Genomic DNA, 11,106 nt, shown 5'->3' with positions numbered 1-11,106 from the left:
CTTTGTCAGAAAAACGCCGGCCTTCCAGCCGGCGTTTTTTATTGCTAGCCGGCAAATACGGCCGTCTTGTCCGCCAGGCGCGCGTGATACGCGGCGATGGCGGGATACGCGGGACGCTGCATGGGCGCCATCAGCCAGCGCTTGACGGACAGGCCCAGCACGATATCGGCCAGGGTAAACTGTTCGCCGCAGACGAAGGCGCCCGTGCGCTGCAACTGCTGTTCCAGCACGCCCATCATCTTGTTCCATCCGGCAATGCCGGCCGCCAGCTGCGCCGCATCCTGGTGCGCGGGGCTGTGGCGCACCAGCGACATGAAGGCGTAGCGCCAGCTGTTGTTGAGGTCGCCCATTTGCCAGTCCATCCATTTTTCCACCTCCGCGCGAGCGCGGGGATTACTCGGCAGCAAGTCGTCGCGGCCGGCCTGGGCGCACAGGTAGCGGCAAATCGTGTTCGATTCCCACAGCACTAGGTCGCCATCGACCAGCACGGGCACCATGGCGTTCGGGTTCAGGGCCAGGAATGCCGGGTCGTCCGTGCTGCGAAAGCCGCTGCCCCAGTCTTCGCGTTCGTAGGGCAGGTCGAGTTCTTCGCACGTCCACAGGACTTTGCGGACATTGATCGAGGCGGCTTTTCCAAGAATTTTCAGCATGCGGGGCTCCATAGGGCAGGTGATCGATCTGCCACTGTAACGGATTTGGCCGCGCCGCGCATGTGAGATGCCTTGCATAATTGGGGTTTTCTTGGCATCGTAGCCCCCCATGAAACCTATGCGCCACCACATGTCCAAAATCCTCGCGTTCAGCCGCTTTTCCGTGCGCGATTTTCTCGCCACCGCCGGTCCCACCCTGCTGCTGGTGGGCGCGTTCTGCGCGCTCGCCTACTGGCTGGTCGACCCGGCGCCGCCGCGCCAGGTGAGCTTGTCGACGGGACAGGACAATAGCGCGTATGAAGAGTTCGGCAAGAAATACGCGGCCACCCTGGCCAGGCACGGCATCAAGGTGACCTTGCAGCCATCGCTGGGCTCGCAGGAAAACCTGCAGCGATTAAACAGCGGCAAGACCGATATCGCTTTCGTGCAAAGCGGCTCGACGGAGCACGCCGATGCCGAGCGCCATGGCCTGATTTCCCTGGGGAGTTTATTTACGGAACCCGTCTGGCTGTTCCTGCGCGAAGACAAGGCGGTGACGGAGTTGACGCAATTGAAGGGCATGAAGATCAACCTGGGACCGGAAGGCACGGGCGTGCCCAGCTTGTTCCGGCAGTTGCTGTCCGTAAATGGCGTGGAAGCGAGCGAACTGACGGTGAGCGACTTGCAGAACACGCCCGCCACGGTGGAGCTGCTGGAAGGGCGCATCGACGGTCTCGTGTTCAGCTCGGCGCCGGAAGCGCCGCTGATCCAGATGCTGCTGCAAACGCCGGGCATCAAGCTGTTTGATTTTTCGCAGGCGGAAGCGTACACGCGGCGCCTGCCCTTTCTCACGCACGTGGTGCTGCCGCGCGGCATCGTCGACCTGGGAAAAAACATTCCCGCGCAGGATTACCACCTGATCGCGCCGACGGCCACCCTGGTCGCGCGCGAAGACTTGCATCCGGCCCTGGTCGATCTGTTCGTGCAGGCGGCGGCCGGCATCCATGGCGGCACGGGCTGGTTCCAGCAGCAGGGACAATTCCCGTCCGCGCGCTACACGGAAATTCCCGTCGCGCCGGAAGCGCTGAAATTCTACAAGGATGGCGCACCCGTGCTGCAGCGCTACATGAGTTTCTGGCTGGCCAATTTCTTCGACCGCATGTGGGTGCTGGTGGTGGCGCTCGGCGCCCTGATTCTGCCCCTGTCGCGCGTGGTGCCGCCCCTGTACGTATGGCGCATCCGTTCGCGCGTGTACCGCTGGTATGGCCAGCTGCGCACGGTGGAGCAGGCCCTGGAAGACGTGCCGGAGGAGCAGCGCGCGCAAGTGTATGCGGCGCAATTGCAACGGCTGGACCAGATCGAGGAAATGGTCAACCAGATCTCGATACCGCTGTCGTTTGCCGATGGCTTGTATGGCTTGCGCAGCCACATCAATTTCGTGCGCAAGCGCATTCTGACGCTGATGGGCGAGCACCCTGCCGCCGAGGCGGGCGAGCCGGCCTGATGACTTAGACGAGGGTGACGGACAGCTTGCGGCCCACCAGCGCGGCGGCCCGCTCCAGGGTGGAGAGCGTGACGTCGCTGTCAGGGTCGAGCAGGCGGTCGAGCTGCGAGCGGCTCGTCTGCAGCAGGGCCGCCATGCGCGTCTTCGACAGCGATTGTTCCTGCATCGCCTGCGTCAGTTGCCAGGCGATCACTTCCTTGATGGCACGGGTTTGCGTTTGCTCAAGGATACCTTCTTCTTTTAAAAAGTCGTCGAGGCTGCTGCCGAGGTGGGGAGCGGTGGCGTTCATGTCAGTTCCTTCAAGCGTTTGCGGGCGATGGCCAGGTCATCGTAGGGCGTGGCGCGGGTTTTCTTGATAAAGCCGTGCAGTGCCACCAGGCAATCGCCGTGATGGCAGATCAGCACGCGTGCAATGCGGTTGCCGGGCAAGCTGCTGCGCACTTCTGACAAGCCTTGCCCCAGGTGACGGCACAGGGGCATGCCCACGGGCCAGCGCCATTGCGCATGCATCAAGTCTTGCCCGATCACATGGCGCTCTTCGATGGGTAAAGACTTGAGCCAGTCGCGCACGGGTTCGCCGCCATGGTCGTTCGCATAGAACAGCAAGGTAATTTGCCGCAAGCCGGAAGCATCCATGACGCACCTCTACGTTGTACTATATAAGGTACATGTTCGCAAGGTAAATCTGCGCCGCTCTGGAGAAAATCGCGCGCGCATGGATGGTTGTAGCCGATGGCGGGCCGCAGCATGGCCCGCCAGATCAAACATGGTTCAGATAGTCAGGCGGCCAGCGTCAGGCGCCCAGCCAGGGCAGGCCCGCCTTGCACCAGCCGCCGATCTGCTTGCGGTGGCCGTCGGCGTCCTTGTCGCCTTCGAAGCCTTCGAGGATGTCGAAGCAGTTGATGTAGCCGTGCTCGGTGGCCAGCTTGGCGGCATGGCGCGAACGCACGCCGGAACGGCACAGGAACAGCAGCACCTCGTCCTTGCCGGCCTGGGCGGCCAGCTGCGCGAGGAAATCGGGATTCGGCACGCCGCCCGGGTACGTGGCCCACTGCACCGCGCCATGCTGGGTATCGGCGATGTCGACCCGGCCCACCCAGTCGCGCTCGGCATTCGTGCGCACGTCGATGAGCTTGACGCCGGCATCGCCTTGCAGCAGCTCATACGCTTCCTGCGGCGTGACGGCGCCGGCATACGGCGTACCTTCATTGGCCCGGCTGCGGGCGGTGGTCAGGATGTCGGCGGCGGTGGTCATGGCGTCCTCGATGAAAGTGGGCAGGTGTGTACGATTATAGTGCGCCGTCCGCGCCCCGCAAACGGGAATCCACGGTGCACGGTGCACGCACCACAACGAGGCATTTTTCAGGAATCGGCACAAAATGCACGATAATGGTGCATTATTCGTTTTTTGCACTTGCATGGTGCATTCTTGATTTGACGCAAACGCGCGTGAAAATCGCGGGCTGGAAAACTTTCGCTGGGATGGCCGGGTTTTGACCTTGGCGGCCACGTCCGTCCAGAAGCTGGCATGGAATCTGCTATGATCCTTATGAGTTTTGGTGGCACGCAATGTTTGCTTCGCTTCATCAGCCCAGACGCACTAAGGTCGGCTCACCCCACATTCATTTAGGAGATACGCATGGCAATGACAGCCGCAGAAGTCTTGAAGATGGTAGAAGAAAACGAAGTCAAATTCGTTGATTTCCGCTTTGCTGATACCCGTGGTAAAGAGCAGCACGTAACGGTTCCCGTGTCGCACTTCGACATGGACAAATTCGAATCGGGCCACGCCTTTGACGGTTCTTCGATCGCTGGCTGGAAAGGCATCGAAGCGTCCGACATGATCTTGCTGCCGGATCCAAACACGGCCAATATCGACCCGTTCATGGAAGAAACGACCCTGTTCATGCAGTGCGACGTGATCGAACCGTCGGACGGCAAGGGCTACGACCGCGACCCGCGCTCGATCGCGAAACGCGCCGAAGCCTACCTGAAATCGTCGGGCATGGGCGACACCGCCTACTTCGGCCCTGAGCCGGAATTCTTCATCTTCGACAGCGTGCGCTGGAAGATCGACATGTCGGGCTGCTTCGTCAAGATCGGTTCCGACGAAGGTTCGTGGTCGACCGGCAAGGACATCGAAGGCGGCAACAGCGGCCACCGTCCGACCGTCAAGGGCGGCTACTTCCCCGTGCCGCCCGTGGACAGCTTCCAGGACATGCGTTCGGAAATGTGCCTGATCCTCGAGTCTCTGGGCATTCCGGTTGAGGTGCATCATCACGAAGTCGCCGGCGCCGGCCAGAATGAAATCGGCACCAAGTTCTCGACCCTGGTCGAGCGCGCCGACTGGACGCAAAACCTGAAATACGTGGTGTGGAACGTGGCGCACAGCTATGGCAAGACCGCCACCTTCATGCCGAAACCTATCGTTGGCGACAACGGTTCGGGCATGCACGTGCATCAATCCGTATGGAAAGATGGCAAGAACCTGTTCGCCGGCGACGGCTATGCCGGCCTGTCCGATTTCGCCCTGTACTACATCGGCGGCATCATCAAGCACGCCAAGGCACTGAACGCGATCACCAACCCGGGCACCAACTCGTACAAGCGCCTGGTACCAGGCTACGAAGCCCCGGTGAAACTGGCGTACTCGGCGAAGAACCGTTCCGCCTCGATCCGTATCCCGCACGTGGCCAATCCAAAAGGCCGCCGCGTCGAAGCGCGCTTCCCGGATCCACTGGCGAACCCGTACCTGTGCTTCGCCGCACTGCTGATGGCCGGCCTGGACGGCGTTGCCAACAAGATCCATCCGGGCGAAGCCGCCTCGAAAGATCTGTACCATCTGCCGCCGGAAGAAGACGCGCTGATCCCGACCGTGTGCGCTTCGCTGGAAGAAGCACTGGAAGCCCTGGACAAGGACCGCGAGTTCCTGACCCGTGGCGGCGTGTTCAGCGATTCCATGATCGACGCTTATCTGGAACTGAAAATGCAGGACGTGCAGCGTATGCGCATGACCACGCATCCTGCCGAGTTCGACATGTACTACTCGCTGTAATGGCGCCACGCCGGCAATGTGCCGGTAGTGAATAAAGAACGCGGGTGAGGCGATGGTCTCGCCCGCGTTTTTTTTATGTAGCACGCCAAGGCCGGGAGAGTGCGGTGTTGTATAGTCGGCCCAGGAACGATGCGGCACGAGCCGACAGGAGTGAAGATTGACCAAGCATTACAGAATGGCGCTGATGGCAGGATTGCTGGGCGCGGCGGCGCAGGCGCACGGACAGCTGTATGTCTGCGCCGATGCGCAGGGACACAAGACCTACACGGACAAGCGCGCCGGCGCGCATTGCCAGCTGCTCGATTTGCCGGGGGCCATGACGGAGCCGCCGCGCAGGACGGCGCCGCTGGCCGGCGCGCCTGCCCGGCCCGCCACGCAGGCGGTGGCCACGGCGGCGCCGGCCGCCGGCGCGTTTCCCAAGGTCGATGGCGCCGAGCAACGCGCGCGCGACCTGGACCGGCGCCAGATCCTGCAGGATGAATTGCGCAGCGAAGAGCAGAAACTGGCGGCGCAGCGCCTGGAATGGAATGGCGGCCAGCCTGAGCGCCTGGGCAATGAGCGCAACTATGCGAAATACCAGGAAAGAGTGGCGCAGTTGAAAGAGAATATCAACCGGACCCAGCAGAACGTCGAGGCCCTGAAACGCGAGATCGCGAATATTCGGTAAAGCACATGACAATAGATAACCATTCCAGCCGTCCCGCCCACCTGGCCGGCCTTGATTTGCTGGCCTCGGCCGTGATCCTGCTCGATGGCGACGGCCGCATCGGCTATGCCAACGCGGCGGCGGAAAACCTGCTGGAAAGCTCCTTGAAAGCTCTGTCGCGGCAAAAGCTGACGGCGTTGTTCCTCAATCCCGACGAACTGGCCGGCATCTGCGCGCAGGCGCTCGAACATAAATTTTCCGACCTGCGCCAGGACCTGACGCTGGAGCGCCTGGGGCGCGAGCCGCTGCGCGTGCACAGCATCATCAGCGCGCTCGACGCGCCGCGCGATGGCGTGCTGATCGAGCTGCGCGAAAACGTGCAGCAGTTAAAGCTCGACCGAGAAGAGCGCATCCTCGACCAGAGCCAGGTCAACAAGGAGCTGATCCGCAACCTGGCGCATGAAATCAAGAACCCGCTGGGCGGCATCCGCGGCGCGGCCCAGCTGCTGGAGCTGGAATTGCCGGCCCTGCACCTGAGCGAGCTGCGCGAATACACGCAAGTCATCATCAAGGAAGCGGACCGCCTGCAGACCCTGGTCGATCGCCTGCTGGCGCCGCACCGCCGCCCGCACATCGTGGGCGACGTGAATATCCACGAAGTGTGCGAACGGGTGCGCAGCCTGATCCTGGCCGAATTTCCCAGCGGTCTGACCATTTCGCGCGATTACGACGCCTCGATCCCCGAGTTTCGCGGCGACAAGGAACAATTGATACAGACCGTGCTCAACATCGCGCACAACGCGGCGCAGGCGCTGGCCGAGCGCATCGAGGCGGGCGATGCGGAGCTGATTTTCAAGACGCGCGTGGCGCGCCAGGTGACTCTGGCCAAGGTCCGCTACAACCTGGCATTAGACTTGCATATCATCGACAATGGACCGGGCATCGCACCCCAGATCCGCGACCGGATTTTCTACCCGCTGGTGTCGGGCAGGGAAGGCGGCAGCGGTCTGGGACTGACCTTGGCGCAAACCTTCGTGCAACAGCACCTGGGCGTGATCGAATGCGAAAGCCGGCCTGGATACACCGATTTCAGGATCGTTCTCCCCTTGCCATAAGCGAGGAAGTATCCCACCCATGAAATCCATTGCGGGACGCACACACTAATGAAGCCAATCTGGATAGTTGACGACGACGAATCAATCCGCTGGGTGCTGGAAAAAGCCCTGGCGCGGGAAAATCTCGCCACCAAGAGTTTTGCCAATGCGCGCGACGCCATCGCCGCACTGGAATTTGACACGCCGCAAGTGCTCGTGTCCGATATCCGCATGCCGGGCGCGTCCGGCCTGGAATTGCTGCAGACGGTCAAGTCGCGCTTTCCCGGCTTGCCGGTCATCATCATCACGGCCTTTTCCGACCTCGACTCGGCCGTCGCGGCCTTCCAGGGCGGCGCCTTCGAATACCTGGCCAAGCCGTTCGACATCGACAAGGCTGTCGAGCTGATCCGCCGCGCCCTGGAAGAGAGCCTGCGCGAGACCAGCGTCGAATCGGGGCCGTCGGAAACGCCGGAAATCCTCGGCCAGGCGCCGGCCATGCAGGAAGTCTTCCGCGCCATCGGCCGCCTGTCGCAATCGAACGTGACGGTGCTCATCACGGGCGAATCCGGTTCCGGCAAGGAATTGGTGGCGCGCGCGCTGCACAAGCACAGCCCGCGCGCGGCGCAGCCCTTCATCGCCCTCAACACGGCGGCGATCCCCAAGGATCTGCTGGAATCGGAACTGTTCGGCCATGAACGGGGGGCGTTTACGGGCGCCCAGACGACGCGCCGGGGCCGCTTCGAACAGGCCGAGAACGGCACTTTGTTCCTCGACGAGATCGGCGACATGCCGTTCGACCTGCAGACGCGTTTGCTGCGCGTGCTGTCCGACGGCCATTTCTATCGCGTCGGCGGGCATCAGCCCATGAAGGCGAACGTGCGCGTCATTACGGCCACGCACCAGAACCTGGAACAGCGCGTGCGCGACGGCCTGTTCCGCGAAGACTTGTATCACCGCCTGAACGTGATCCGCTTGCGCCTGCCCAGTTTGCGGGAGCGGCGCGAGGATATCCCCATCCTGGTGCGCCACTTCCTGGTGCAAAGCGCGCGCCAGTTGGGTGTGGAAGCCAAGCGCATGAGCGAGCCGACGATGCAGTTCCTCAGCAGCCTCGATTTGCCTGGCAACGTGCGCCAGCTGGAAAACCTGTGCAACTGGATCACCGTCATGGCGCCGGGCCAGACGGTGGAAATCAAGGACTTGCCGCTTGAATTGACGCAGGGGCAGGGCGATGGCGCGGCCAGCACGGCGGCGAGCGAGGCTGCACCGGCGGCCGTTGCCCATGCGCACGGCGGCCAGGTGTTCGAAGCGGCCGCGCCCGCCAACGGCGCGCCGCCGGGCTGGATCGGTTTACTGGAATTGCAGGCGGCCGGCATGCTGGGCGCGGGGCAGCAGGAAGTCATGGCCGTGCTGGGACGGCAATTCGAGTCGGCCCTGATCAAGACTGCGCTCAAGCATACGCACGGGCGCAAGAACGATGCCGCCGTGCGCCTGGGCATCGGCCGCAACACCATCACCCGCAAGATATCCGAACTGGGCATCGACGGCGCCAAGGACGATTGACGCCTTGACGGACGGGGGCTCCCCCGTCCGCTTTTTCTAGCGGTGTTCCTCGCACGCCACAACACCCACAGCAGGCGATAAGGTAAGCTGGCGCCTGTCGGACTGTTTCGTCCGGTGTTAACTTTCATTGTGGAACTGTATGCTGATTAACTGCGTGGCCTACCAGGATGGCAAAAAACTGGCCGACTTGCCGATTGACGATATCAGCGATTACGTCGAGCGCCCCGACTGTTTCGTCTGGGTGGCCCTGCTCGACGCCACGCCGGCCGAGCTGAAACAGATGCAGCACGAGTTTTGCCTGCACGAACTGGCGGTGGAAGACGCGCAGCGGGGCCATCAGCGTCCGAAGATCGAGGAATATGGCGACTCCCTGTTCGCCGTCGTGAAGACCGTGGAAATGGTCGAGAACGAACTGGTGCTGGGCGAGGTCGACATCTTTGTCGGCGCCAATTATGTGCTCTCGTCGCGCAGCAACAGCTCGCAAGGTTTTCTGGGCGTGCGCGCGCGCGCCGAGCGCGAACCGCACCTGCTGCGCCAGGGCTCGGCCTTCGTGCTGTACGCGCTGATGGACGCCGTCGTCGACCGCTACTTTCCCGTACTCGACGCGCTCGAATCGGAGCTGGAACTGATCGAGGACCGCATCTTCGACCGCGGCACCGAGCGCGACAATATCGAACGGCTGTATCAATTAAAACGCAAGGTCATGGTCTTGCGCCACGTGGTGGCGCCCCTGATGGAAGCGGTGGGCAAGCTGCACGGCGGGCGCGTGCCGCCGCTGTGCCACGATACCCAGGAGTATTTCCGCGACGTGCACGACCATTTGGCGCGCATCAATGGCACGCTCGACACCATCCGCGACACCATCAGCACGGCCATCCAGGTGAATCTGTCGATGGTGGCCATCGACGAGAGCGAAGTGAACAAGCAATTGGCGGCCTGGGCCGCCATCTTCGCCGTGTTTACCGCGTTTGCCGGCATCTGGGGCATGAACTTCAAGTTCATGCCGGAGCTGGACTGGCATTATGGCTATCCGGCCGCCGTGGCAGTGATGAGTTGTGTCTGCGGTTATATGTATTACTTGTTCAAACGTTCCGGCTGGCTGTAAAAAATTCCTGTGTATCTGTATTATTAAACAATAGCCAGGGGTACAATCGCGGCAGGTCCGCTGGGGCGGGCCATGGCTGAGAGTCGCCGCGCCGGCAGGTGTGTCTGCGCTTCCGGTGCCGTGCAGGAGCATTCATGAGTATTCCGTTGTTTGATGTGAATTCGCAAGAACCCCTGTTCGATGCCGAGCAGCGGCGCACCTTGGCGGAAGCGGCCCTGCGCTCGATTACCGCTTCGACGGCGCACGCCCGCGGCGACGACTTCCTGCGCATCCTCGTCAAGGACCTGGCCGAAGCGCTCGACGTGCACTATGTGATCGCCGGGCGCCTGGTGCGCCTGGACGATGGCAGCGAAGGCATCCGCACCCTGGCCCTGTGGGGCGGCAATGGCTACCAGCCGAATATCGAATACAGCCTGCAACACACGCCCTGCCAGGACGTGACGTGCCAAAGCATGTGTTTTCATGGCAGCGATATCCAGCGTCGCTTTCCATACGATAGTCTCCTCGTCGACATGCAGGCGGAAAGCTATGTCGGCATGCCGCTGATCGATACCGATGGCAAGACCCTGGGCATCCTGTCGGCCATCGACACGCGTCCCATCGATGAAAACAAGCGCTTGCTGGCCTTGCTGCTGCTGTCGATCTTCTCGGCCCGCGGCGCGGCCGAGCTGCAGCACCAGGAGCGCACGCAGCAGCTGGAAGAGATCGTGCGCGTGCGCACCGAATCGCTGCTGGCGGCGCAGGCCAACCTGATCGAGCAGGAACAGATGGCGGCCCTCGGTTCGCTGGTGGCCGGTGTCTCGCATGAAGTCAACACGCCCATCGGCGTGGCGCTGACGGCCGCATCGAGCATGGGCAGCTATGCCGACCAGCTGGTGCAGCTGCTGGGCGGCGCCAAGGTCAGCCGTGCCGAACTGGTCGACATTGCCGAATCGCTCAAAGGCGCGGCCGCCCTGATCGAGCGCAACCTGGCGCGCGCCGCCGACCTGATCGGCAATTTCAAGCAACTGGCCGTGGACCAGGTCAGCGAATACGTGGCCGACCTGGCGCTGCACGACTATGTGCACGGCCTGGTGTCGGCGCACAGCCCGGAACTGCGCAAGGCGGCGCTGGGCGTGGAACTCGACATCGCCCCCGATTGCCAGGTGCGCCTGGCGGCCGGCAAGCTGTCGCAAATCCTCTCGAACTTGCTGATGAACAGCGCCCGCCACGGCTATCCGCAGGGCGGGCCGGGGCGCATCACGATACGCGCGCGCATCGAGGCGGACGACACCGACGCGGCCGCGCGCTGGCTGCTGCTCGATTTTTCCGACGACGGCATCGGCCTGGCGCCGGCCGTGCGCGAACACATGTTTGAACCGTTTTTCACCACCAAGCGGGGCCAGGGCGGCTCCGGCCTGGGCATGCACATCGTCTATACGATCGTGCAGCAACTGGGCGGCCAGGTGTGCGCCATCGACAGCACGCCCGGCTGTCATATACAGATCAGGCTGCCGCTGGCAGCTTGAACGCT

Annotated in this window: 11 protein-coding genes; 7 read left to right on the top strand and 4 right to left on the bottom strand. The window is 62.6% G+C overall.

The window, feature by feature from the left end:
- Positions 1-44: 44 nt before the first annotated feature.
- Positions 45-650 carry a glutathione S-transferase family protein gene (locus J0O65_RS02425; RefSeq protein WP_215403784.1) on the bottom strand — a complete coding sequence of 202 codons (606 nt, stop codon included), beginning with the start codon at positions 648-650 and terminating at the stop codon, positions 45-47.
- A gap of 130 nt (positions 651-780) precedes the next feature.
- Here J0O65_RS02425 and J0O65_RS02420 point away from each other — a divergent pair, with 130 nt between their 5' ends.
- Positions 781-2,133 carry a TAXI family TRAP transporter solute-binding subunit gene (locus J0O65_RS02420; RefSeq protein ID WP_215403782.1) on the top strand — a complete coding sequence of 451 codons (1,353 nt, stop codon included), beginning with the start codon at positions 781-783 and terminating at the stop codon, positions 2,131-2,133.
- A gap of 4 nt (positions 2,134-2,137) precedes the next feature.
- Here J0O65_RS02420 and J0O65_RS02415 read toward each other — a convergent pair whose 3' ends face one another.
- The 3 genes from J0O65_RS02415 to J0O65_RS02405 form a co-directional block, all read right to left on the bottom strand.
- Positions 2,138-2,422, bottom strand: a complete 285-nt coding sequence (locus J0O65_RS02415) for an XRE family transcriptional regulator (protein WP_215403779.1) — start codon at positions 2,420-2,422, stop codon at positions 2,138-2,140.
- Entirely contained in the window at positions 2,419-2,769 is a 351-nt protein-coding gene (locus J0O65_RS02410; RefSeq protein WP_215403777.1) for a type II toxin-antitoxin system RelE/ParE family toxin, read from the bottom strand. The genes J0O65_RS02415 and J0O65_RS02410 overlap by 4 nt, the downstream gene beginning before the upstream one ends.
- A 157-nt stretch (positions 2,770-2,926) precedes the next feature.
- Positions 2,927-3,388 (bottom strand): rhodanese-like domain-containing protein, encoded by a 462-nt coding sequence (locus tag J0O65_RS02405; protein ID WP_215403775.1) that lies wholly within the window; start codon positions 3,386-3,388, stop codon positions 2,927-2,929.
- Positions 3,389-3,772: 384 nt separating this feature from the next.
- Between J0O65_RS02405 and glnA the strand changes: the two genes are divergently transcribed.
- The 6 genes from glnA (at position 3,773) to J0O65_RS02375 (ending at position 11,101) form a co-directional block, all read left to right on the top strand.
- Positions 3,773-5,188, top strand: coding sequence for a type I glutamate--ammonia ligase (gene glnA / locus J0O65_RS02400; protein WP_070219258.1), 1,416 nt, complete (start codon positions 3,773-3,775; stop codon positions 5,186-5,188).
- Between the two features lie 157 nt (positions 5,189-5,345).
- The gene (locus J0O65_RS02395) at positions 5,346-5,855 is read left to right on the top strand and encodes a DUF4124 domain-containing protein (protein WP_353056147.1); all 510 of its coding nucleotides are present in this window, start codon (positions 5,346-5,348) and stop codon (positions 5,853-5,855) included.
- 5 nt (positions 5,856-5,860) lie between these two features.
- Positions 5,861-6,949, top strand: a complete 1,089-nt coding sequence (gene glnL, locus J0O65_RS02390) for a nitrogen regulation protein NR(II) (RefSeq protein WP_215403773.1) — start codon at positions 5,861-5,863, stop codon at positions 6,947-6,949.
- Positions 6,950-6,997: 48 nt separating this feature from the next.
- The gene (gene ntrC, locus J0O65_RS02385) at positions 6,998-8,488 is read left to right on the top strand and encodes a nitrogen regulation protein NR(I) (RefSeq protein WP_215403771.1); all 1,491 of its coding nucleotides are present in this window, start codon (positions 6,998-7,000) and stop codon (positions 8,486-8,488) included.
- Between the two features lie 139 nt (positions 8,489-8,627).
- The gene (corA, locus tag J0O65_RS02380; RefSeq protein ID WP_131688820.1) at positions 8,628-9,593 is read left to right on the top strand and encodes a magnesium/cobalt transporter CorA; all 966 of its coding nucleotides are present in this window, start codon (positions 8,628-8,630) and stop codon (positions 9,591-9,593) included.
- A gap of 134 nt (positions 9,594-9,727) precedes the next feature.
- A complete protein-coding gene (locus J0O65_RS02375) occupies positions 9,728-11,101 on the top strand; it encodes a GAF domain-containing sensor histidine kinase (RefSeq protein WP_215403769.1) in 1,374 nt (457 codons plus the stop codon).
- Positions 11,102-11,106 lie beyond the last annotated feature (5 nt).

It is taken from the genome of Janthinobacterium sp. JC611 (assembly GCF_018682595.1).
Classification (GTDB): domain Bacteria; phylum Pseudomonadota; class Gammaproteobacteria; order Burkholderiales; family Burkholderiaceae_D; genus Janthinobacterium.
This window is presented reverse-complemented; position numbering and strand designations above follow the sequence as displayed.